Source organism: Serratia sp. HMSC15F11 (assembly GCF_001808215.1).
Lineage (GTDB): Bacteria > Pseudomonadota > Gammaproteobacteria > Enterobacterales > Enterobacteriaceae > Serratia > Serratia nevei.
In genome coordinates this window covers 1-20,249 of the sequence record NZ_KV792491.1, presented here as the reverse complement: position 1 = coordinate 20,249, position 20,249 = coordinate 1, and the positions used below count along the sequence as shown (strand labels likewise).

The 20,249-nt window shown below is 63.7% G+C and carries 22 protein-coding genes; 14 read left to right on the top strand and 8 right to left on the bottom strand.

Translation table 11 applies throughout. From position 1 onward, the window contains the following. The first annotated feature begins 8 nt into the window (after window positions 1–8). The 7 genes from HMPREF3138_RS18045 to HMPREF3138_RS18015 all read left to right on the top strand — a co-directional run bounded on the left by HMPREF3138_RS18045 (window position 9) and on the right by HMPREF3138_RS18015 (window position 6,881). The gene (locus tag HMPREF3138_RS18045) at window positions 9–728 is read left to right on the top strand and encodes a GntR family transcriptional regulator (RefSeq protein WP_038880441.1); all 720 of its coding nucleotides are present in this window, start codon (window positions 9–11) and stop codon (window positions 726–728) included. Window positions 729–754: 26 nt separating this feature from the next. Next, window positions 755–2,023: an urea ABC transporter substrate-binding protein gene (gene urtA / locus HMPREF3138_RS18040; RefSeq protein WP_038880098.1), complete on the top strand. Its 1,269-nt coding sequence runs from the start codon at window positions 755–757 to the stop codon at window positions 2,021–2,023. 56 nt (window positions 2,024–2,079) lie between these two features. Next, complete coding sequence (gene urtB, locus HMPREF3138_RS18035; protein ID WP_038880099.1) at window positions 2,080–3,660, top strand: urea ABC transporter permease subunit UrtB; 1,581 nt, start codon at window positions 2,080–2,082, stop codon at window positions 3,658–3,660. Then, on the top strand, window positions 3,660–4,736 hold the full coding sequence (gene urtC / locus HMPREF3138_RS18030) for an urea ABC transporter permease subunit UrtC (RefSeq protein ID WP_016928582.1): 1,077 nt from the start codon (window positions 3,660–3,662) through the stop codon (window positions 4,734–4,736). Before urtB ends, urtC begins: the two co-directional genes overlap by 1 nt. After that, entirely contained in the window at window positions 4,733–5,539 is an 807-nt protein-coding gene (gene urtD, locus HMPREF3138_RS18025) for an urea ABC transporter ATP-binding protein UrtD (protein ID WP_033637599.1), read from the top strand. Before urtC ends, urtD begins: the two co-directional genes overlap by 4 nt. Before the next feature lie 12 nt (window positions 5,540–5,551). Then, window positions 5,552–6,250 (top strand): urea ABC transporter ATP-binding subunit UrtE, encoded by a 699-nt coding sequence (gene urtE / locus HMPREF3138_RS18020; protein WP_038880102.1) that lies wholly within the window; start codon window positions 5,552–5,554, stop codon window positions 6,248–6,250. A gap of 118 nt (window positions 6,251–6,368) precedes the next feature. Next, a complete protein-coding gene (locus HMPREF3138_RS18015) occupies window positions 6,369–6,881 on the top strand; it encodes a DUF2165 family protein (RefSeq protein WP_070559205.1) in 513 nt (170 codons plus the stop codon). Window positions 6,882–6,903: 22 nt separating this feature from the next. Here HMPREF3138_RS18015 and HMPREF3138_RS18010 read toward each other — a convergent pair whose 3' ends face one another. The 3 genes from HMPREF3138_RS18010 to HMPREF3138_RS18000 form a co-directional block, all read right to left on the bottom strand. After that, window positions 6,904–7,416, bottom strand: a complete 513-nt coding sequence (locus HMPREF3138_RS18010) for a GNAT family N-acetyltransferase (RefSeq protein ID WP_038880108.1) — start codon at window positions 7,414–7,416, stop codon at window positions 6,904–6,906. Window positions 7,417–7,457: 41 nt separating this feature from the next. Next, entirely contained in the window at window positions 7,458–8,675 is a 1,218-nt protein-coding gene (locus HMPREF3138_RS18005; protein ID WP_038880111.1) for an FAD-dependent oxidoreductase, read from the bottom strand. Window positions 8,676–8,751: 76 nt separating this feature from the next. Further along, the gene (locus tag HMPREF3138_RS18000; protein WP_038880113.1) at window positions 8,752–9,321 is read right to left on the bottom strand and encodes a DUF4865 family protein; all 570 of its coding nucleotides are present in this window, start codon (window positions 9,319–9,321) and stop codon (window positions 8,752–8,754) included. Window positions 9,322–9,426: 105 nt separating this feature from the next. Here HMPREF3138_RS18000 and HMPREF3138_RS17995 point away from each other — a divergent pair, with 105 nt between their 5' ends. Then, the gene (locus HMPREF3138_RS17995) at window positions 9,427–10,302 is read left to right on the top strand and encodes a LysR substrate-binding domain-containing protein (protein WP_038880116.1); all 876 of its coding nucleotides are present in this window, start codon (window positions 9,427–9,429) and stop codon (window positions 10,300–10,302) included. Here the strand turns inward: HMPREF3138_RS17995 and sseA are convergent. Beyond that, complete coding sequence (sseA, locus tag HMPREF3138_RS17990; RefSeq protein ID WP_038880118.1) at window positions 10,292–11,137, bottom strand: 3-mercaptopyruvate sulfurtransferase; 846 nt, start codon at window positions 11,135–11,137, stop codon at window positions 10,292–10,294. The two genes, HMPREF3138_RS17995 and sseA, sit on opposite strands and share 11 nt — an antisense overlap. A gap of 106 nt (window positions 11,138–11,243) precedes the next feature. Between sseA and HMPREF3138_RS17985 the strand changes: the two genes are divergently transcribed. Continuing rightward, on the top strand, window positions 11,244–11,666 hold the full coding sequence (locus HMPREF3138_RS17985; protein WP_038880121.1) for an NUDIX hydrolase: 423 nt from the start codon (window positions 11,244–11,246) through the stop codon (window positions 11,664–11,666). Here HMPREF3138_RS17985 and HMPREF3138_RS17980 read toward each other — a convergent pair. Next, window positions 11,654–13,093: an aminotransferase-like domain-containing protein gene (locus HMPREF3138_RS17980; protein WP_038880123.1), complete on the bottom strand. Its 1,440-nt coding sequence runs from the start codon at window positions 13,091–13,093 to the stop codon at window positions 11,654–11,656. The genes HMPREF3138_RS17985 and HMPREF3138_RS17980 overlap by 13 nt on opposite strands. A 180-nt stretch (window positions 13,094–13,273) precedes the next feature. Between HMPREF3138_RS17980 and HMPREF3138_RS17975 the strand changes: the two genes are divergently transcribed. The 3 genes from HMPREF3138_RS17975 (at window position 13,274) to HMPREF3138_RS17965 (ending at window position 15,447) form a co-directional block, all read left to right on the top strand. Beyond that, the gene (locus HMPREF3138_RS17975) at window positions 13,274–13,456 is read left to right on the top strand and encodes a DUF1127 domain-containing protein (protein WP_038880126.1); all 183 of its coding nucleotides are present in this window, start codon (window positions 13,274–13,276) and stop codon (window positions 13,454–13,456) included. Window positions 13,457–13,465: 9 nt separating this feature from the next. Then, complete coding sequence (locus tag HMPREF3138_RS17970; RefSeq protein WP_038880129.1) at window positions 13,466–14,089, top strand: glutathione S-transferase family protein; 624 nt, start codon at window positions 13,466–13,468, stop codon at window positions 14,087–14,089. 227 nt (window positions 14,090–14,316) lie between these two features. Continuing rightward, window positions 14,317–15,447 (top strand): Gfo/Idh/MocA family protein, encoded by a 1,131-nt coding sequence (locus HMPREF3138_RS17965; protein ID WP_038880132.1) that lies wholly within the window; start codon window positions 14,317–14,319, stop codon window positions 15,445–15,447. A gap of 102 nt (window positions 15,448–15,549) precedes the next feature. Here the strand turns inward: HMPREF3138_RS17965 and HMPREF3138_RS17960 are convergent, their stop codons facing one another. The 3 genes from HMPREF3138_RS17960 to HMPREF3138_RS17950 are packed head-to-tail and all read right to left on the bottom strand — an operon-like array spanning window position 15,550 to window position 18,680. Continuing rightward, the gene (locus HMPREF3138_RS17960; RefSeq protein ID WP_033637616.1) at window positions 15,550–17,421 is read right to left on the bottom strand and encodes an amidohydrolase; all 1,872 of its coding nucleotides are present in this window, start codon (window positions 17,419–17,421) and stop codon (window positions 15,550–15,552) included. Between the two features lie 21 nt (window positions 17,422–17,442). Beyond that, the gene (locus tag HMPREF3138_RS17955) at window positions 17,443–17,988 is read right to left on the bottom strand and encodes an antibiotic biosynthesis monooxygenase (RefSeq protein WP_038880135.1); all 546 of its coding nucleotides are present in this window, start codon (window positions 17,986–17,988) and stop codon (window positions 17,443–17,445) included. A gap of 47 nt (window positions 17,989–18,035) precedes the next feature. Continuing rightward, complete coding sequence (locus HMPREF3138_RS17950) at window positions 18,036–18,680, bottom strand: hydrolase (protein ID WP_004939390.1); 645 nt, start codon at window positions 18,678–18,680, stop codon at window positions 18,036–18,038. A gap of 140 nt (window positions 18,681–18,820) precedes the next feature. Here HMPREF3138_RS17950 and HMPREF3138_RS17945 point away from each other — a divergent pair, with 140 nt between their 5' ends. Together HMPREF3138_RS17945 and HMPREF3138_RS17940 are read left to right on the top strand one after the other, a co-directional pair. Further along, entirely contained in the window at window positions 18,821–19,732 is a 912-nt protein-coding gene (locus tag HMPREF3138_RS17945; protein WP_033646934.1) for a LysR substrate-binding domain-containing protein, read from the top strand. A gap of 44 nt (window positions 19,733–19,776) precedes the next feature. After that, window positions 19,777–20,145: a cell envelope integrity TolA C-terminal domain-containing protein gene (locus tag HMPREF3138_RS17940; protein WP_038880138.1), complete on the top strand. Its 369-nt coding sequence runs from the start codon at window positions 19,777–19,779 to the stop codon at window positions 20,143–20,145. The last annotated feature ends 104 nt before the right edge of the window (window positions 20,146–20,249 follow it).

The following is a 20,249-nucleotide window of genomic DNA, read 5'->3' as shown; positions in this document are numbered from 1 at the left end:
GGGCGATGATGCAAATCACCAACGGGGAGCACAAGGCGCGGCCTGAGGGGCTGGCGGAGCGCATTTATCTGCAGCTCAAGGCCGACATCTTCGAGTTTCGCCTGCTGCCGGGCGATCGCTTCAGCGAAAGCGACGTGGCGCAGCGTATGGCGGCCAGCCGCACGCCGGTGCGTCAGGCGCTGTTTCGGCTGGAGCGCGAAGGCTATGTTGAGGTGCTGTTTCGCAGCGGCTGGCAGGTGCGGCCGTTCGACTTCGCCTACTTCGAAGAGCTGTACGACCTGCGCATCGTGCTGGAACAAGAGGCGGTGAAACGGCTGTGCGAATGGCCGGCCGGGGAAACGCCGGCCGCGCTGGCGGCGCTGAACCGTTTTTGGACAGAAGCGCCGCGTCTGGCGGACGGCCAGGCGGTGTCGCAGCACGATGAGCAGTTTCATCAGGCGTTGGTGGCCGCAGCGGGCAACGGCGAGATGGCGCGCATTCACCGCGAGCTGACCGAAAAGATCCGCATCATTCGCCGGCTGGATTTCACCCAGCAGGCGCGGGTGGACGCCACCTACCGCGAACACGCCGCCATTTTGCAGGCGATCCTGCAGCGGCAAAGCGGGGCGGCGCAAGCGCTGCTCGGCGAGCATATCGCCGTCAGCAAGGCAGAGGTACGAAAAATAACGCTGCACATGTTGCATCAGGCGCGGGCCCAGCAGCCCGCGCGCTCGGCGCAACGATTTTGATTTCACACACATCAGGAGTTTGAACTATGCAACGTCGTCGTTTTATCAAAGCTTTTGCGCTGTCCGCCGCCGCTATCGGCCTGGGCCTGGCCTGGAGCGCGCAGGCCGCCGACACCATCAAGGTCGGCATTCTGAGTTCGCTCTCCGGCACCATGGCGATTTCCGAGACGCCGCTGAAGGATGTGGCGCTGATGACCATCGACGAGATCAATGCCAAAGGCGGGGTGCTCGGCAAAAAGCTGGAGCCGGTGGTGGTGGATCCGGCCTCCAACTGGCCGCTGTTCGCCGAGAAGGCGCGCCAGCTGCTGAGCCAGGATAAGGTGGCGGCGGTGTTCGGCTGCTGGACCTCGGTGTCGCGCAAGTCGGTGCTGCCGGTGTTTGAGGAGCTGAACGGGCTGCTGTTCTACCCGGTGCAATACGAAGGCGAAGAGATGTCGCCGAACGTGTTCTATACCGGTGCGGCACCGAACCAGCAGGCGATCCCGGCGGTGGAATACCTGCTGAGCGAGGACGGCGGCGGCGCCAAGCGCTTCTTCCTGCTGGGCACCGATTACGTCTATCCGCGCACCACCAACAAGATCCTGCGCGCCTTCCTGCACAGCAAAGGCGTGCAGGACAAGGATATCGAAGAGGTCTACACGCCGTTCGGCTACAGCGATTACCAGACCATCGTCGCCAACATCAAGAAGTTTGCCGCCGGCGGCAACACGGCGGTGATCTCCACCATCAACGGCGACTCCAACGTACCGTTCTACAAAGAGCTGGCCAACCAAGGCGTCAAGGCCACCGACGTGCCGGTGATCGCCTTCTCGGTCGGCGAGGAAGAGCTGCGCGGCATCGACACCCAACCGCTGGTGGGCAACCTGGCGGCCTGGAACTACTTCGAATCGCTGGATAACCCGACCAACAAGCAGTTTGTCAGCCAGTGGAAAGCCTACGCCAAGGCGCACAACCTGCCGAATTACGCCACCGCGGTGACCAACGATCCGATGGAGGCGACCTACGTCGGCCTCCACATGTGGGCGCAGGCGGTGGAAAAGGCCGGCACCACCGACGTCGATAAGGTGCGCGCCGCGATGGCCGGGCAAACCTTCGCCGCGCCGTCGGGCTTCACGCTGACCATGGACCAGACCAACCACCATCTGCACAAGCCGGTGATGATTGGCGAGATCGAAGGCAACGGCCAGTTCAACGTGGTGTGGCAGACCGAAGCGCCGGTGCGCGCGCAGCCGTGGAGCCCGTATATCGCCGGCAACGACAAGAAGCCGGATTACCCGGTGAAGGGCGGCAAGTAACGTCACTCAGCGCCGGCGCGGCCCAACGCCCGCCGGCCCAACAGAAGAGGCAGCTGATGCAATCTCCGTTTTTATCTTCTCTGCGCGTCGGGCTGTGGCTGCTGTGCGCCTGGCCCCTGCTGGTGCAGGCCGGGCCGGCCGATGAGTTTGCGGCGGCCAACCGTGCGCAGCAGGCCAAACTGCTGCAGGCCTGGGCGGCTGAGCCGGACGCCGCGCGCCTGCCGCTGCTGCAGGGGCTGCAGCAGGAAACCGTGGCGATCGACGGGGCGAAGCGCGCCTTTATCCGCCAGGGCGATCGCTATCTGCCGCTCGAGGGCGAGGCGGCACCGGTTGGCGAACTGAAGAAGGTGTGGCTGAACAACCGGCTGCGCATTCTGATTGCCAACGCATTGTCGGCGCAGCGGCTGGTCAGCGCGGACGCGGCGGTGCGGCTGCAGGCGGCGAGCGCGCTGCAGCGCGAAGCGAACGGCGAGCAGCTGCCGCTGTTGGCTCGGCAGCTGGCGCGGGAAACAGACCCGCAGGTGCATCAGGCGCTGAGCCTGGCGCTGGCTAACCTGCAGCTGACCGACGGCAATCCGCAGGTGCGTTTCAATGCGGTGCGGCTGTTGGGCGAATCGGGCGAGCCGGAAACCCGCGCCCGACTGCAAGCGTTGACCGACGCCGCCCACGAGCCGGACGCCGCGGTGCGCGCCGAGGCGCAACGCAGCCTGCAGCAGGTGCAGCACCGCCTGATGATCGGCGATCTGCTCGGCCAGGCGTTCAGCGGCCTGTCGCTCGGTTCGATCCTGCTGCTGGCGGCGCTCGGGCTGGCGATCACCTACGGCCTGCTCGGCGTCATCAATATGGCGCACGGCGAAATGCTGATGCTCGGCGCCTATTCCGCCTACCTGGTGCAGGGGCTGTTTCAGCAGTTTGCGCCGCAGTGGCTGGCGCTCTACCCGCTGGCGGCGCTGCCGGTGGCGTTCGCCATCACCGCCGGGATCGGCATGCTGCTTGAGCGCACGGTGATCCGCCACCTGTACGGCCGGCCGCTGGAAACCCTGCTGGCCACCTGGGGCATCAGCCTGGTGCTGATCCAGCTGGTGCGGGTGCTGTTCGGGGCGCAGAACGTCGAGGTCGCCAACCCGGCGTGGCTGTCGGGCGGCGTGCAGCTGTTGCCGAACCTGGTGCTGCCGTGGAACCGCATCGCGGTGATCGCGTTCGTGCTCTTGGTGCTGGCGATGACCTGGCTGCTGCTGAACAAGACCCGGCTCGGCATGAACGTGCGCGCGGTGACGCAAAACCGCGCGATGGCGGCCTGCTGCGGCGTGCCCACCGGGCGGGTGGACATGCTGGCCTTCGGGCTGGGATCCGGCATCGCCGGGCTCGGTGGGGTGGCGCTGTCGCAGTTGGGCAACGTCGGGCCGGAGCTGGGGCAAGGTTACATCATCGATTCGTTCCTGGTGGTGGTGCTCGGCGGCGTCGGTCAGCTGGCGGGGACGGTGGCGGCGGCTTTCGGCCTCGGCATCGTCAACAAGATCCTCGAGCCGCAGATCGGCGCCGTGTTGGGCAAGATCCTGATCCTGGTGCTGATCGTTCTGTTTATTCAAAAGCGCCCGCAGGGGCTGTTCGCCCTCAAGGGCAGGGTGATTGACTGATGAGCCAACCATTGACCGTAACCGGCGTGCAGAAAGCGCCCCGGCTGGCGTTGAGCATCGGCGGGCTGGCGTTGCTGGCACTGCTGGTGATGCCGTTCATGACGCTGTTGCCGGCGGATCATCCGCTGGCGGTGTCCACCTATACCCTGACGCTGGCGGGCAAGATCCTGTGCTACGCGGTGGTGGCGGTGGCGCTCGATCTGGTGTGGGGCTATGCCGGGCTGCTGTCGCTCGGCCACGGGCTGTTCTTCGCGCTCGGCGGCTACGCCATGGGCATGTACCTGATGCGACAGGCGGCGGGCGACGGGCTGCCGGCGTTTATGGCGTTCCTCTCCTGGAATGAGCTGCCGTGGTTCTGGAGCGGCACCCAGCATTTCGCCTGGGCGCTGTGCCTGATCGTGCTGGTGCCGGGCCTGCTGGCCTTCCTGTTCGGCTACTTCGCCTTTCGCTCGAAAATCAAAGGGGTGTATTTCTCGATCATGACCCAGGCGCTGACCTATGCCGGCATGCTGCTGTTCTTTCGCAACGAGACCGGCTTCGGCGGCAATAACGGCTTTACCGGTTTCACCACGCTGCTCGGCTTTCCCATCACCGCCGCCGGCACGCGGGTAGCGCTGTTCCTGGCGACGGTGCTGCTGCTGGCCGCCAGCCTGGCCATCGGCTTTGCGCTGGCGCGCAGCAAATTCGGCCGGGTGCTGACCGCGGTGCGCGATGCGGAAAACCGGCTGACCTTCTGCGGCTACGATCCGAAGGGTTTCAAGCTGTTCGTCTGGACGCTGTCGGCGGTGCTGTGCGGGCTGGCCGGCGCGCTCTATGTGCCGCAGGTCGGCATCATTAACCCCGGCGAAATGTCGCCGACCAACTCGATCGAGGCCGCCATCTGGGTGGCGCTCGGCGGGCGCGGCACGCTGGTGGGGCCGCTGCTCGGCGCCGGCATCGTCAACGGCGCCAAGAGCTGGTTCACCATGGCCATTCCCGAATACTGGCAGTTCTTCCTCGGCCTGATGTTTATCGTCGTCACGCTGTTTCTGCCCAAAGGGGTGATCGGCCTACTGCGCCGGAGGAAAACCTCATGAAAGCGATGCAAGTGACCGACGAGCTGTTTACCCACCCGTTGCCGGCGGATAAATACCGGCAGCAAACCGATCCGGTGCTGCAGCTCGACAACGTCAACGTCAGCTTCGACGGTTTTCGCGCGCTGACCGATCTGTCGCTGCGCATTGGCGTCGGCGAACTGCGCTGCGTGATCGGCCCTAACGGCGCCGGCAAGACCACGTTGATGGATGTGATCACCGGCAAGACCCGGCCGGACAGCGGCAGGGTGTTTTACGATCAGACCGTCGATCTGACCCGGCTGGCGCCGATGCAGATCGCCCACGCCGGCATCGGCCGCAAGTTTCAAAAACCGACGGTGTTCGAGGCGCTGACGGTGTTCGAAAATCTGGAGATCGCGCAGAAAACCCGCAAATCGGTGTGGGCCTGCCTGCGCGCTCGCCTGAGCAGCGAACAGCGCGACCGCATCGACGAGATGCTGAAGATCCTGCGGCTGGGGCATGAACGCCACCGGCCCGCCGGGCTGTTGTCCCACGGGCAGAAACAGTTTCTCGAGATCGGCATGCTGCTGGTGCAGGAACCGCACCTGCTGCTGCTCGACGAACCTGCGGCCGGCATGACCGACGCCGAAACCGACTACACCGCCGAACTGTTCCGCGAGCTGGCGGGCAAGCATTCGCTGATGGTGGTGGAACACGATATGGGGTTTGTGGAAACCATTGCCGATCGCGTGACGGTGCTGCACCAGGGGCAGGTGCTGGCGGAAGGATCGCTGGCGCAGGTGCAGGCCGATGAACGGGTGATTGAGGTATATCTGGGGCGCTGAGGAGGCGTAACGATGCTGCAGGTAGAGGAATTGAATCAATATTACGGCGGCAGCCACATTCTGCGCGGCCTGTCGTTCGAGGCGCGCATCGGCGAGGTGACCTGCCTGCTGGGGCGCAACGGCGTGGGCAAGACCACGCTGCTGAAATGCCTGATGGGGCTGGTCCCGGCGCGCAGCGGCAGCGTCCGCTGGCAGGGCGAAACCATCACCGGTAAAAAACCGCATCAGCGGGTGCAGGCGGGCATCGCCTATGTGCCGCAGGGGCGGGAGATTTTCCCGCGCCTGACGGTGGAGGAAAATCTGCTGATGGGGCTGGCGCGCTTTTCCGGCGCCGCTGCGCGCACGGCGCCGGATCCGATCTATGACTTGTTTCCGGTACTGCGGCAAATGAAGGATCGGCGCGGCGGCGATCTCTCCGGCGGGCAGCAGCAGCAGCTGGCGATCGGCCGGGCGCTGGCCTGCCGGCCGCAGCTGCTGATCCTCGACGAGCCGACGGAAGGGATCCAGCCTTCGGTGATCAAGGAGATCGGCGCGGTGATCAAGCAGCTGGCGGCGAAGGGCGATATGGCGATCCTGCTGGTGGAACAGTTCTATGACTTTGCCGCCGATCTGGCGGACAGCTATCTGGTGATGTCGCGCGGCAGCATCGTGCAGCGCGGCGCCGGCAGCAATATGGAACAGGACGGTGTACGCGGGCTGGTGGCGATTTGAACGAGGCAAAGGGAGCCGCATGTCTGAAAGTCGTGCAGCTGTTTCTCCTTGCGGATGTTATGGACTAATCTAAAAGGCGTTTTTTATTAATCCCTTGCCATGGATAGCTAACATCATCATGAACGAAATCACTGTGTCACGCCTCGGTTGCATCGTCCTGTCCCTGTTTCCGGCCCTGTGGGGGCTGTTCAGCCTGTTGAACAATACGGCGGATTTCACCGGCACCGCGCGCAATGCGGTGGGCCCGCTGCTCGCCATGCAAGATACCTATCAGACGCCGGGGTTGATGTGGCGCGCGATCAGCGCTGACTGGGCCTGCATGTTGGGGTTGGCTGTCATCACCACGCTGGAAACGCTGGCGGGCCTATTCGCGGCCGCAGGCGTGGTGCTGATGATCGGGCGATTGAGAGGCCCTTACGCCGCTTTCGCCAAGGGCAAAGCCTGGGCCATGCTGGGGGCGATTTGCGCAATTGCGGTGTGGGGCGTCGGCTTTATGGTGCTCGCCGGCGACTGGTTCATGGCCTGGCAGGCCAAGAAGGATCCGCTGGCGGGGCAGCTGGGGGCGCTGATCTACCTGGCGCCCAATGCGTTTGCCTTACTGTTCCTGATGCTGCAGCGGGAGCCGCGCTAAACGACGGCGGAGCGGGGCGCGGTTACAGCGCCTTGCTCATATACCAGATGCCTATCGAGCCCTGGGCGCTGGTGTAGCAGGTCTCGCCACAAATGCTCAATCCCTGGCGCTGATAAAAGCGTTGGGCGCCGGTGTTACGTTGCAGCACTTCCAGCCACAGCGTCTTCTGCCGGCGCTCGATGGCCCGCTGTTGCACCTGTTCGAACAGGCGCTGGCCATAGCCGTTGCCGGCATGGCCCGGCAGGAAATAGATTTTCTGCAGCTCTGCGCCGCGGGTTTGCGTTGGCGCCAACAGGCTGTCGACGTTGAGCCGCGCATAGCCGACCAGGGCGTCATCCTCATAGGCCAACAGCCAGCACACGTCGGGATCGCGCAGCGTCCGTTCCAGCGCGGAGACGGAAAAATCCTCGGCGAGAAAGGCCTCGAGCTCGTGCGGGTAGCGCCACAGCTCACCGAAGTGCGCGCGATAGGTGCGGATGCCGATATCGCGCACCTGCGTTAAATCTTCCAGCAATGCCTGACGGACGGTGAACATGAATGAACCTCATCGAAGCGGGAACCGATGAGTATAGCGAGTTAATTTTCAAGATGTCGCGGCGTTTCACGACGAAAACCCAGGCCGATGATGCGGCCGAACAGGCGCGGCAGCCAGCGGCTGTTGCCGACGCGGGCGATCAGGCGCGAACCGCCCGCCGCGCGGCGTTCGCCCGGCTTGCGCTGGCTCATTTTGATCTGCAAAAACTGGATGGCCCGGGTGGGGAATTCGCGCCGGCGCTGCACGCTCAGCAGATGCTTCAGCTGCAGCCGATGCTGGCGCAGCGGCGGGATCAGGGCGTTGGCGGCGGCCACCGCGTCCTGAATCGCCAGGTTGACGCCCACGCCGCCGATCGGTGACATGGCGTGCGCGGCGTCGCCGATGCACAGCACCCCCGGTTTGGCCCAGCGATCCAGACGATCGATGCGGATGCTCAGCAGCTTCACCTGATCCCACTCGACGATCTCCTGCAGGCGATCGTCCTGGAATGGCGCCACCTCGGCGAGGTGCAGCAAAAATTTCTCCAGGCCGCTGCGGCGGATCGCGTCGAAGCTGCCTTTATCGATCGAGTAGCCGCACTGCCAGTAGTCGCCGCGGTCGATCATGATGAAGTTCTGCTTCGGCCCGGTATGGCCCATCGACCAGGCCGGATCGCCCGGCTGCTTGCTGAGCTTCATCCACAATACGTCGCGCGGCGCGCCGAAGGATCGGCTGCTGAGCGCCGCCTGTTCGCGCACTACCGAGTTGCGGCCGTCGGTGCCGACCACCAACTGGCTGCGCACGCGGATCGGGCCTTCTGGCGTGTCGGCCAGCACGCCGCACACCTGGCCGCGGTCGTACAGCAGCTGGTGAACCTGCGTTGAGGTCAGCAGCCTAAAGTTGGGGAAGGCGGCGGCCTGCTGCGCCAAAAAGTTGAGGAACTCCCACTGTGGCATAAAGGCGATAAATTTGCAGCGCGTCGGCAGGCGGGTGAAATCCGCCAGCTTGATGTCGCGTCCGGCGACTTCGGCATGCAGGGATTCGGCGCGCTGGTGTGGCAGCGTCAGCAGTTCGTCGAGCAGGCCCAGCTGGTGCATGACTTCCAGCGTCGACGGATGAATGGTGTCACCGCGAAAATCGCGCAGGAAGTCGGCGTGCTTCTCCAGCACCGTCACGTCGATCCCCGCCCGCGCCAGCAGATAGCCGAGCATTAGCCCGGCGGGGCCGCCTCCCACGATGCAGCAGGTGGTGGCGTAAGGTGTGATCGGTGATGACGGCATGGCGCTTGACCCCAGAGAGCGGCCCGCATCCCGCGAACCGCAAATGAATGTTTAATGTTGATAATGATTATCAATATCAGGTTTGACTGTCAACCCGCGGCGCAGTGTGGTCAAAGGGGGCGGACAGATGGCCGACGCGGAACAGCTGGCCGTTTTGCACGGGGGACTGCGGCGGTTCACGCCATAAATCCAGCCGCACTAATCGCCAGTCGGCGGGATCGAACGCCACGATGGAGGCCAGCGCGCCGGGGGCCGCCTGCTGTTGCCGACGCAGCGCAGGCAGATCGCTGTAGGGGGCGATAATCTGCTCCTGACAGGTCGCCCAGGCGGCCCCGGCCAGATGAGGGCGATCGAAATGCGCCAGCCACGGCAGCCAATGATTGACACGCGGCCAGCCGAACGCCTGGCTGAGCCCCCTGAAACCCTCGTCGGTCAGGAAGTCGCTCATGCCGGCGCTGCTGTTCCACAGGTAGAAGGGAGCGTAGAGGTTCTCGGCGCTGCCTTCGCTGCGCTGCGCGTACAGATAGGCTTTGACGATCAGCTGCGGGCAGGCGTCGAGCCGGTGGCCGAAATTGGCGATGCGGCGGCGGACGATGGCCATGTCGTAATCGGCGGGCAGGGTGAAACGGTATTGCATCGCGAGCATAAGGATTCTCCGCAAAGACATTGACCGGGAGAGCGTGACACGCCATCTTTATCAGTAAAATCGGTATTATTTTGATTGATGGTTCAGAAAATCAGGATGGTCAGCATGGGGCGAATAACGTTCGATCTCGAGGATTTGCGCAGCTTTGTTACCGGCGTCGAACTGGGCAGCTTTGCCAAGGCCGCTGAACGGTTAGGGCGCTCGACTTCAGCGGTCAGCGCCCACCTGAAAAAGCTGGAACAGCAGGTTGGCGCGCCGATCCTGCGCAAGGCCGGGCGCGGCATGGTGATGACCGAGGCGGGGGAAACCTTGCTCGGCTACGCGCGCCGTCTGCTGGAGCTCAATGACGAAGCCGCCGCCGCGGTGCGCGGGTTGGATCTGCAGGGCACGGTGCGGCTGGGGCTGCAGGAGGATTTCGGCGAGACGTTTTTGCCGCAGGTATTGGGCAGCTTCGCGCGCGCCAATCCGAAGGTGCGCATCGAGGCGCGCATCGCCCGCAATGCCGAGCTGATCGACTGGGTGCTGAAAGGCCAGCTGGATCTGTCGCTGGCGTGGGATGGCGGTTTGAGCACGCCGTTTCATCAGGCGCTGGGGCAGCGGCAGCTGCACTGGATCGCCTCGCCCGGCTTCGCGCTGGCACCCTGGCGAGAAGGGGATGAGCCGCTTTCGCTGGTGATGTTCGACGCGCCTTGCCTGATGCGCAGCGCGGCGACGCAGGCGCTGGATCGCGCCGGTATTCCCTGGCGCATTGCCTTTACCAGCCGCAGCCTGAACGGCGTTTGGGCGGCGGTGAACGCCGGGTTGGGCGTTACGGTGCGCACGGCGGCGGGTTTGCCGCCCGGCCTGGCGCCGCTGGCGCCCGAACTGCTGCCCGCTCTCGGCCAGCTCGGCGTGGTGCTGCACCGCGCCGAGGATCAGCCTTCCGCCGCCGTGCAGCGGCTGGCGCAGATCGTGGTCGAGCGGATCGGCACTAATCTTTAGCGATAGGCTGCTTGCCGCTCAGCTGGCCCCATTCGCTCCAGGCGCCGTCATACAGCTTGACCTGCGGCGCGCCGAGCGACAGCAGGCCGAACGCCAGTACCGCCGCCGTCACGCCGGAGCCGCAGCTGGTGATGATCGGCCCGTTGATGTCCACGCCCTTGTCGCTGAAGGTTTGGCGCAGCGCTTCCAGCGATTTGAAGCGGCCGTTCTCCAGCAGCTCGCCGTACGGAATGTTGATGCTGCCGGGAATATGACCGCGGTGCAGGCCGGGGCGCGGCTCCGGCGCTTCGGCATAAAAGCGCGGCGCGGCGCGCGCGTCGAGAATTTGCACCGGCGTGCCCAACGCCTGTTCCACTTGCCGCATATTCACCACCGCGTCGGCGTTGAACCGGGCGTTGAACGTCTGCGGCTCAGGCTGCGCCGGGCCGGTCTCCAGCGCCTGGCCCAGCGCTGCCCAGCCGTTCAGCCCTTCGTCCAACACGTAAACGTGCCGGGCGCCGAAATTGCGGAAGGTCCACCAGCCGCGCGGCGCGGAGAACTGGTTGCCCTCATCGTAAATCACCAGGGTGTCGCGCTCGCTGATACCCAACTTGCCCACCGCCACGCCAAACTCCGCCGCCGTCGGCAGCATGTGCGGCAGCGCGGTGTTTTTGTCCGCCACCTCGTCGATATCGAAATAGACCGCGCCAGGGATATGGCCGCGTTCGAACTCGGCAAGCATGTCCTTCTTCGGCGTCAGCCCGACCGGCGACATCCGGACGTCGATCACCACCAGATTTTCATCGTTGATATGCTGCGCAAGCCATTGGGGAGTCACCAGAAACGGAGAGTTCATCGTCATTGTTCGCCTGTTGTGAAAACGGATTTTCACTATACACCAGGCCGTGCGGGGATGAAGTATGATGTTCAGTCAAAGAGGATGGGCGGGGAGCGGAGAAAACATGACGGTTCAGGCGTTTGGCGGGGCCAAAATCGCGCTGCTGTGCGACGATCGCTTGCTGGTTTACCAACGGGACGACAAACCGGGCATTCCGTGGCCCGGCCTGTGGGATCTGCCCGGCGGCGGGCGGGAAAACGGCGAAACGCCGCTGCAGTGCGTGCAGCGGGAGACGCAGGAAGAATTCGGCGTGGCGATCGCCGAATGCCAGGTGACCTGGCGGCGGCGCTACGACGGCATCCTGCCCGGCTCCCCGCCGACCTGGTTTATGGCCGGCGAGATCGCCCCGGCGCAGATCGCCGCCATTCGCTTCGGCGATGAAGGCCAGCGCTGGCAGATGATGCCGGTGGCGCAGTTTATTCACCATCCGCAGGGCATCGAACATCTGCGCCGCCGGGTGGCGGAGTTTTTGCTTCAGTCCGTCTGAGGTTGCAGCACGCCGCTCGGCATCAGCCGCTGGATGGTGGCGCCGACCCGCTGCACCGCCTGTTCGATCTCCGCCGTCAGCTTAGGCGCATAGTTGATGCGCAGGCAGTTGCGGTATTTGCCGGCGGCGGAAAAGATGCTGCCGACGGCGATCTGCACGCCCTGCGGCTCAAGATGGCGGTTCAGCCGCAGGGTGTCGAACGCCTCGTCCAGTTCGATCCACAGCATAAAGCCGCCGCGCGGCCGGCTGACGCGGGTGCCGGCCGGGAAGTACTTCAGGATAAGGTCGGTCATGCGGTCGCGGTTCTGCTGGTAGCGGGCGCGCATGCGCCGCAGGTGCTGCAGATAGTGCCCGCCGCGGATAAATTCGGCGATCGCCAGCTGCGGCTGGGTGGCGGTGGCGCCGGAGCCGATAAACTTCATGTGCAGCACCCGCTCCAGGTAGCGGCCGGGCGCGATCCAGCCCACCCGCAGCCCCGGCGCCAGCGTTTTGGAAAACGAGCTGCACAGCAGCACGCGGCCGTCTTCGTCGAACGACTTGATGGTGCGCGGCCGCGGGTAGTGATAGGCGATGTCGCCGTAGACGTCGTCCTCGATGATCGCCGCGTCGTGGCGCTGCGCCAGCGTCAGCAACCGCTGTTTGTGGGCGTCGGGCATGATGTAGCCCAGCGGATTGTTGCAGTTGGGCGTCAGCAGGATGGCCTTGACCGGCCACTGTTCCAGCGCCATCTCCAGCGCCGCCAGGCTGACGCCGGTGAGCGGGTCGGTGGGGATTTCCAGCGCCTTGATACCCAGGCCCTTCAGCGTCTGCATGGTGCCGTGGAAGCAGGGCGAGTCGACCGCCACGATGTCGCCGGGTTGGCAAACGGCGCGCAGTCCGGCGGAAATCGCTTCCTGGCAGCCGGTGGTGATCAGCAACTGGTCGGGGCCGATTTGGCAGCCGGAATCCAGCAGCAGGCGGGCAACCTGTTTGCGCAGCGCGGCCACGCCCTGAATGCTGTCGTAATACAGGCTGCGCAGGTCGCCGTGGCGGGCGGCGTTGCGCAGGGCGACGATCAGCGGTTTCATCGTCGGCTCGGCGATATCCGGCATGCCGCGCCCCAGCTGGATCAGGCCCTCGCGCGGCCGGCTGCGCACCAGCTCCAGCACCTGCTCCCATTGCGAAATGTCTACCGGCCGCTGCACCGGCGCCGTCATGGCAGGCAGCTCGGCCTGCGCGCGCTGCGTATGCACGAAGTAGCCCGACTTCGGCCGCGCTTCCACCAGGCGCTGTTCCTCCAGCAGCCGGTAGGCTTGCTGTACCGTACTGATGCTGACGCCGTGCTCCTGGCTCAGCGTGCGCACCGAAGGCAGGCGGTGGCCGGCCGGATACAGCCCTTGCTGAATACGTTGGCTGAGAATGGCGGCCAGGGTGGCGTAGCGTGTCATACAGAGGCCTCTTATCGGGATGAATGATTAAAAAACCGGTACAGATTCTTTCAAAGTAAACCATTCAGCGGTTTTATTGGCGCATCTGTATGAAAAAAATAGCGCCAGCGTGAATCTGTATTGTTTTTCTCCCGGCGAGCATGATGACTGCAACGCGAAAACATCAGGGAGAATAACAACATGGCTCTTTTTGCTGGTATGCCGCTGCGGCGCTCGGTAGGTTGGTCACGCTGGCGTCTCTATCTGCTGCGGCACAGAACGAGAAAGGAGCTGTTATTGTTGAACGACAGGCAGCTGGCGGACATCGGCCTGACGCAGGTGGAAGCCCGGCGTGAAGGCTATAAACCGTTCTGGAGAGAATAAGGAAAGCGAATGCTGAAACTATTGGGCAAGGCTTCATCGATCAACGTGCGCAAGGTGCTGTGGACCTGCCAGGAGCTGGGGCTGCCGCTGGTGCGGGAGGACTGGGGCAGCGGCTTTCGCTCCACGCAGGAGCCGGCGTTTCTGGCGCTGAACCCGAACGGCCTGGTGCCGGTGCTGATCGACGGCGAGCGGGCGCTGTGGGAGTCGAACACCATCTGCCGCTATCTGGCGGGGCGGGAAGGGCGCCGCGATCTGCTGCCGCAGGAACCCGGCGCGCGTGCGGCGGTGGAGATGTGGATGGACTGGCAGGCCACCGATCTGAACGGCGCCTGGCGCTATGTGTTCATGTCGCGGGTGCGTGGGCATGCGGATTATCAGGATGCCGCCAGCCTGGCCGCCGCCGAGCGTGAGTGGAACCGGCTGATGGGGTTGCTGGACAAGCATTTGGCGCAGCACGGCCCTTATGCCGCCGGCGCCGCCTTCACGTTGGCGGACGTGGTGCTGGGGCTGTCGCTGAATCGCTGGCTGATGACGCCGTTCGAGCGGCCGAATTATGCGGCGCTGGCGGCCTATCAGCAGCGCCTGCTGCAACGCCCCGGCTACGTGCAGCACGGCGCTAACGGTTTACCGTGATATGAAATAAACGGTTCATTTTATCTCACCGGATACGGCAAGCCGTGTCTGGGCTTTCTGCGTTGCATCCTCCCGTCAACGTTTCATGAACGGCATCACGAATATGAATTTTATTTTCCCGTGCGCTTGTTATTGAAATTTACATTCCATATAAACCCGTTATCAGACGGCGCGTTTCATTGAGCGGCGCCTGGTTCTACGCAGGATTTCGATCACGGGAGAAAATGATGAAACAGGTACGCGTTGGGTTAATCGGCACCGGTTATATCGGGCGTTGTCACGCTATTGCCTATGCGCAGGCCCCCACGGTCTTTCCTCTGAAAGGGGAGCTGGTGCTGGAGATGTTGGCGGAAGTGACGCCCGAGCTGGCGGCGCAGCGCGCCACCGAGTTCGGTTTCGCGCGTTCGACCGGCGATTGGCGGCAGCTGGTGGCCGATCCGGCGATCGACGTGGTGGACATCTGCGCGCCCAACTTCTTGCACAAAGAGATGGCGTTGGAGGCGATTCGCCACGGCAAGCACGTGTATTCGGAAAAGCCGCTGGCGCTGGGCGCCGCCGACGCGGCGGAGATGGTGCAGGCCGCCCGCGCCAAGGGCGTGAAAACGCTGGTCGGTTTCAACTACATGAAGAACCCGACCAGCCAGCTGGCGCGCGAGATCATCGCCAACGGCGAAATCGGTGAGGTGGTGCATTTTTACGGCACCCACAATGAGGATTATCTGGCCGACCCGCGCACGCCGATTGACTGGCACTGCCGCCGCGCCAGCGCCGGGCTGGGTGCGCTGGGAGATCTGGCGGCGCATATCGTCAATATGGCCCACTACCTGGTGGGCGATATCGTGGCGGTCTCCGGCGATATGCAGACCGTGATCAAACAGCGCCCGGATCCGCAAGACCCGGCGCGCCTGCTGCCGGTGGAAAACGAAGATCAGGCCAGCGCGCTGCTGCGTTTCGCCGGCGGGGCGATGGGCACTCTCGAAACCTCGCGCATCGCCTGCGGGCGTAAGATGGGGCTGACCTATGTGGTCACCGGCACTAAAGGCACGCTGAGCTATACCCAGGAACGGATGGCGGAGCTGAAGCTGTATCGGCACGATGAGCCGGCGGAGCGGCAGGGGTTCAAAACGCTGTTGGTAGGGCCGAAACACCCGGACTACGCGGCGTTCTGCATCAGCGCCGGGCACGGCATCGGCTTTAACGATCAGAAGACGGTGGAGATCCGCGATCTGGTCAACGGCATCGCCGCGGGCGATCGCATGTGGCCGGACTTTGAAGAAGGTTGGAAGGTGTCGTGCGTGCTGGATGCGATAGCCACCTCCGCCGAGCAGCGGCGCTGGCTGGAGATCAACCGCGATTGAAAATGAAATGGCGCTCTCTCGTGGACAGCGCCATTAGGTTGCTATGTTACTAACTTAACATCTTATTAAGCTAGTTGCATAATAAGTTACTGACCTGGCAACTTAGAACGAGAAGCACGAACAGCCGAACGCGCCCCAGAAGGCATTCTCGTCCGACACCGGGATGCTGGAGCGGCGCGCAATGTCATGCTGATGCGCGTGTACGCCACACGGGCCACAGCATTGGTGCGCCTGGCTCAGCACGCCGACTTTGGCCGCCGCCGACGGCGGCGCGGAGCGGTAGTGGCCCGGCACCTGGGTGACCGGCGACCACTCCGGCAGCACCGGCAGCGGCGGCGGCGCCAGCGGCGAGAAGCTGCCGGCGGCGTAGACCACCTTGCCGTCCACCACCGTCATTACCGACTCGATGCCTTTGATCTGCTCTTCCGGCACGCTGAAATAGTCCTGCGACAGCACCGCCACATCCGCCAGCTGGCCGACCTTGATCTGGCCTTTCTTGCCTTGTTCGGTGGAGAACCAGGCGCTGCCTTGCGTCCATAGCATCAGCGCCGTTTCGCGATCCAGCCGGGCGCTGTCGTCGTACATCGCCATGCCGCCGACGGTGCGGCCGGAAACCAGCCAGTACAGCGCCGTCCACGGGTTGTAGCTGGCGACGCGGGTGGCGTCGGTGCCCAGTCCGACCGGCAGCTCAGCCGCCAGCATTTTCGCTACCGGCGGCGTATGTTTGGTGGCTTCGATGCCGTAGCGGTCGGCGAAATATTCGCCCTGGAACGCCATGCGGTGCTGCACCGCAATGCCGCCGCCCAATGCCTTGACCCGCTCGATATTGCGCTCGGTAATGGTTTCGGCGTGGTCGAACAGCCAGTGCAGCCCGTTGAACGGAATGTCGCGGTTCACCTTCTCGAACACGTCCAGCATGCGGCTGATGGATTCGTCATAGGTAGCGTGCAGGCGGAACGGCCAGCGGTGCTCGACCAAATGGCGCACCACCCGCTCCAGCTCGTCTTCGGTACCCGGCGGCAGATCCGGGCGCGGCTGCAGGAAGTCTTCGAAGTCGGCGGCGGAAAACACCAGCATCTCGCCGGCGCCGTTGTGGCGATAGAAGTCGGTGCCCTGACCCGGCTTGAGCATGTCGGTCCACAGCTCGAAGTCTTCCAGCTCCTGCTTCGGCCGCTGGGTGAACAGGTTATAGGCGATGCGGATGGTCAGCTGCTTTTTCTCGTGCAGCTCGGCGATCACCTGATAATCCTCCGGATAGTTCTGGAAGCCGCCGCCGGCGTCGATGGCGCTGGTGAGGCCCAGACGGTTCAGCTCGCGCATAAACTGGCGGGTGGAATTAACCTGCTGTTCCAGCGGCAGCTTCGGCCCTTTCGCCAGCGTGGCGTACAGGATCATGGCGTTGGGCTTGGCGATCAGCATGCCGGTCGGGTTGCCGTTGGCGTCGCGCTGGATCTCGCCACCCGGCGGGTTCGGCGTGTCTTTGGTGTAGCCGACCACCTTCAGCGCCGCGCGGTTGAGCAGCGCGCGATCGTAGAGGTGCAGAATGAACACCGGCGTGTCCGGCGCCGCCTGGTTGATTTCGTCCAGCGTCGGCATGCGGCGTTCGGCAAACTGGAACTCGGTCCAGCCGCCGACCACCCGCACCCACTGCGGGTTCGGCGTGCGCAGCGCCTGCTCTTTCAACATGCGCAGGGCGTCGGCCAGCGAAGGCACGCCTTCCCAGCGCAGCTCCAGGTTATAGTTCAGGCCGCCGCGGATCAGGTGCAGGTGCGAGTCGTTCAGGCCCGGAATGGCGGTGTGACCGTGCAGATCGATCACCTGGGTTTCCGGCCCGGCGTGCTGCATGACTTCGCTTTCGCTGCCGACCGCCAGAAACTTGCCGTCGCGGATGGCGACCGCCTGTGCGGTGGGATTTTGGCGATCGACGGTGTGAAACTTGCCGTTGGTGATGATCAATGAAGCGTGGTGGTTCATAACATTCTCCCGGCGAACCGCCTAGCGGCGGGTCAGCCATTGATGAAAAACGCGAGTCACGATAGGCATCCACAGGTACACCACCAGGGCGACCACGGTGGCGTCATTGAGAAAATGGCCGAGCAGCGTGCCGTCCAGCTGCGGCAGCACCAACCCCCAAAACCAGGGCACCAGATTGGTGGAAGGGAAGATCACCAGCAGGGTGATGATGAACTGCTTCCACTGGGGCGGCTGGCGCACGCCGGGGTTGGGCGGGGTAAACCAGAACTCCGCGCCGGGGCGGATCTCGATATGGTCGCTCTCCAGCAGCAGCGGGGTGACTTCTTCGATGTATTGCTTGCGCAGCGGCGAGTGGATCCAGCGGTACAGGTTGTCGAGGTTGTCGAAGCGGACCAACACCGTATAGGCCTGTTCGTCGCCGGAAGGGCGGATGACGTTGACGCCCAAATGGCCGGTGAAGCCCGCGGCGTCGGGCATGATGCGGTTCAGCCAGGCCTCATAGGCCTGCTCGTTCCCCGGCGCCAAACGGTGGGTGATCACCAGCGTGACATGCTGCGGATGGGCCATAAAACCGACTCCTGAAAATACCCCGGCGCAGGGCCGGGGCAAGGGGATTATTTCACCGTGCGAGCCGGTGCGTGGTGCACCATGGTGTAAGCGTAGTCGACGCCCATGCCGTACGCGCCGCTGTGTTCGCGCACCAGCGCCATCACCGCGTCGTAGGTATCTTTGCGCGCCCAGTCGCGCTGGTACTCCAGCAGCACCTGCTGCCAGGTCACCGGCACGGCGCCGGCCTGCACCATGCGGTCGATTGAACGCTCGTGCGCATCGACGGAGGTGCCGCCGGAGGTGTCGGTCACCACATACACTTCATAGCCGGCTTCCAGCGCCATCAGCGCCGGGAAGGTTAGACACACTTCGGTCCACAGCGCGGAGATCACCAGCTTTTTGCGGCCGGTGGCTTCCACGGCTTTAACGAAGGCCGCGTCTTCCCAGGAGTTCATCGAGGTGCGTTCAATCGGGGTGATTTCAGGGTGTACCGCCAGCAGTTCCGGCCAGATATAGCCGCTGAAGCTTTCGGTTTCTACCGAGGTGAAAAGGGTTGGCACGTTGAAAATCTTGCCCGCCTTCGCCAAACCAACAACGTTGTTTTTCAGTTGCTGACGATCAATATTAGCCACGCCGAAGGCCATTTGCGGTTGATGGTCGATAAAAATCAGTGCGGAGTTGTCTTTATCAAGCAGTTGAAACTTGGACATAATTTACCTTCCCAGTGATATTTCGGTTGAACATCTGATGAGTGTAACGCCGATAAAACGCATGGTAGGCAGAGGGCGATTTCAAAGATACCGCAGAATTTTTGCCGACTTGTTGAGTTTTTTTATACACGGGAGAAAGCATGAGATTAAACCTGGAAGCGCTGCTGATTTTGGACGCGCTGGACCGGCACGGATCTTTCGCCGCCGCAGCCGCCGCACTGTTTAAAACCCCTTCGGCACTCAGCTATATGGTGCAAAAGCTGGAGAACGATCTCGACATCACCCTGCTGGACCGCTCCGGCCACCGGGCGAAGTTCACCGATACCGGCAAGCTGATGCTGGAAAAAGGCCGGGTGCTGCTGCGGGCGGCGCAGGATCTGGAGCAGCAGGCGCGCTACGTGGAGAACGGCTGGGAAAGCGAGATCACGCTCGGGATCGACGCCTCCTTCCCGTTCGCCCGCCTGTTGCCACTGATCGACGAGTTCTATCGGCAACATCATCATACCCGGCTGCGCTTCAGCCACGAGGTGCTGGCCGGCTCCTGGGAATCGCTGGTTTATGGCTGCGCCGACATTATTATCGGCGCCATCTGCGAGCCGCCGTCGCGGGTGGGCTATGCGTTCAGCCGGCTGGGGCAGCTGGATTACGTGTTCGCCGTCGCGCCGCAGCATCCGTTGGCGGCGCTGCCGGAACCGTTGCCGAAGGACGAAATCCGTCAGCACCGGGCGGTGGTGGTGCGCGATACCTCGCGGGTCAACGCGCCGCAGAGCCTGAACCTGCTCGAAGAGCAGGATACGCTGACGGTCTTCGGCTTCGACGCCAAGCTGCAGGCGCAGTTGGCCGGGTTGGGCTGCGGCTATCTGCCGCGTTCTCTGGCGGAACCTTACCTTAACAGCGGCGAACTGGTGGCGAAACGCGTTGAATCTGAGCGCTGCAGCGACGTTGCCTATTTCGGCTGGCGGGAAAGCGCCAGCGGTCTGGCGGCCAAGTGGTGGCGCGAGCGGCTGCAGCGTTACGCGGATGACGGCGAGGCTTACCCGGCGGCGCAGTGAGGGCCGCGCGATAAGGATAAATCCCCCCAATAAGGACATAGGGAATGAAAAAGACACTAAGCTTGTTGGCGCTGTTGCTGCTGAGCGGCTGCGGCGCCGGGCGTCAGGCCGGCATCCCGTTGCCGGAGCCGCAGGCCGAGGCGCAGGCCACGGCGCCGCTCAGCTATCCGGTGCGGGTGCATAACGCGGTGAGCCGCGAGCTGCGTTTGCCCGAGCATGCGCGCGGCCAACGCTGCACCATCAGCATTCGGCTGCGGCCGGACGGCAAGCTGGCGAGCAGCAAGATCGTAAGAGGCGACGCGCCCCTGTGCGCAGCGGCGAGCGCGGCGGTGCAGCACGCGCAGTTTCCGCCGATGGCCACCGCCACCGAGTACGCGCTGTTCAACGCCGTGGTGCTCGATTTCGTTCCCTGAAGGGAGGTAACGGACGGGCCGCCTGCGCGATTAATGCTTGTCAGTTAGCGTTTTTTTTGAAGTACTCGTGACGTTTTCGGTCGATAAATGAGAGGTGCATCATG

Excerpts from the sequence above, each read along its gene's own strand:
- HMPREF3138_RS18045 (WP_038880441.1), top strand. The coding sequence starts at position 9 with ATGCAAATCACCAACGGGGAGCACAAGGCGCGGCCTGAGGGGCTGGCG.
- urtA (WP_038880098.1), top strand. The coding sequence starts at position 755 with ATGCAACGTCGTCGTTTTATCAAAGCTTTTGCGCTGTCCGCCGCCGCT.
- urtB (WP_038880099.1), top strand. The coding sequence starts at position 2,080 with ATGCAATCTCCGTTTTTATCTTCTCTGCGCGTCGGGCTGTGGCTGCTG.
- urtC (WP_016928582.1), top strand. The coding sequence starts at position 3,660 with ATGAGCCAACCATTGACCGTAACCGGCGTGCAGAAAGCGCCCCGGCTG.
- urtD (WP_033637599.1), top strand. The coding sequence starts at position 4,733 with ATGAAAGCGATGCAAGTGACCGACGAGCTGTTTACCCACCCGTTGCCG.
- urtE (WP_038880102.1), top strand. The coding sequence starts at position 5,552 with ATGCTGCAGGTAGAGGAATTGAATCAATATTACGGCGGCAGCCACATT.
- HMPREF3138_RS18015 (WP_070559205.1), top strand. The coding sequence starts at position 6,369 with ATGAACGAAATCACTGTGTCACGCCTCGGTTGCATCGTCCTGTCCCTG.
- HMPREF3138_RS18010 (WP_038880108.1), bottom strand. The coding sequence starts at position 7,416 with ATGTTCACCGTCCGTCAGGCATTGCTGGAAGATTTAACGCAGGTGCGC.
- HMPREF3138_RS18005 (WP_038880111.1), bottom strand. The coding sequence starts at position 8,675 with ATGCCGTCATCACCGATCACACCTTACGCCACCACCTGCTGCATCGTG.
- HMPREF3138_RS18000 (WP_038880113.1), bottom strand. The coding sequence starts at position 9,321 with ATGCTCGCGATGCAATACCGTTTCACCCTGCCCGCCGATTACGACATG.
- HMPREF3138_RS17995 (WP_038880116.1), top strand. The coding sequence starts at position 9,427 with ATGGGGCGAATAACGTTCGATCTCGAGGATTTGCGCAGCTTTGTTACC.
- sseA (WP_038880118.1), bottom strand. The coding sequence starts at position 11,137 with ATGAACTCTCCGTTTCTGGTGACTCCCCAATGGCTTGCGCAGCATATC.
- HMPREF3138_RS17985 (WP_038880121.1), top strand. The coding sequence starts at position 11,244 with ATGACGGTTCAGGCGTTTGGCGGGGCCAAAATCGCGCTGCTGTGCGAC.
- HMPREF3138_RS17980 (WP_038880123.1), bottom strand. The coding sequence starts at position 13,093 with ATGACACGCTACGCCACCCTGGCCGCCATTCTCAGCCAACGTATTCAG.
- HMPREF3138_RS17975 (WP_038880126.1), top strand. The coding sequence starts at position 13,274 with ATGGCTCTTTTTGCTGGTATGCCGCTGCGGCGCTCGGTAGGTTGGTCA.
- HMPREF3138_RS17970 (WP_038880129.1), top strand. The coding sequence starts at position 13,466 with ATGCTGAAACTATTGGGCAAGGCTTCATCGATCAACGTGCGCAAGGTG.
- HMPREF3138_RS17965 (WP_038880132.1), top strand. The coding sequence starts at position 14,317 with ATGAAACAGGTACGCGTTGGGTTAATCGGCACCGGTTATATCGGGCGT.
- HMPREF3138_RS17960 (WP_033637616.1), bottom strand. The coding sequence starts at position 17,421 with ATGAACCACCACGCTTCATTGATCATCACCAACGGCAAGTTTCACACC.
- HMPREF3138_RS17955 (WP_038880135.1), bottom strand. The coding sequence starts at position 17,988 with ATGGCCCATCCGCAGCATGTCACGCTGGTGATCACCCACCGTTTGGCG.
- HMPREF3138_RS17950 (WP_004939390.1), bottom strand. The coding sequence starts at position 18,680 with ATGTCCAAGTTTCAACTGCTTGATAAAGACAACTCCGCACTGATTTTT.
- HMPREF3138_RS17945 (WP_033646934.1), top strand. The coding sequence starts at position 18,821 with ATGAGATTAAACCTGGAAGCGCTGCTGATTTTGGACGCGCTGGACCGG.
- HMPREF3138_RS17940 (WP_038880138.1), top strand. The coding sequence starts at position 19,777 with ATGAAAAAGACACTAAGCTTGTTGGCGCTGTTGCTGCTGAGCGGCTGC.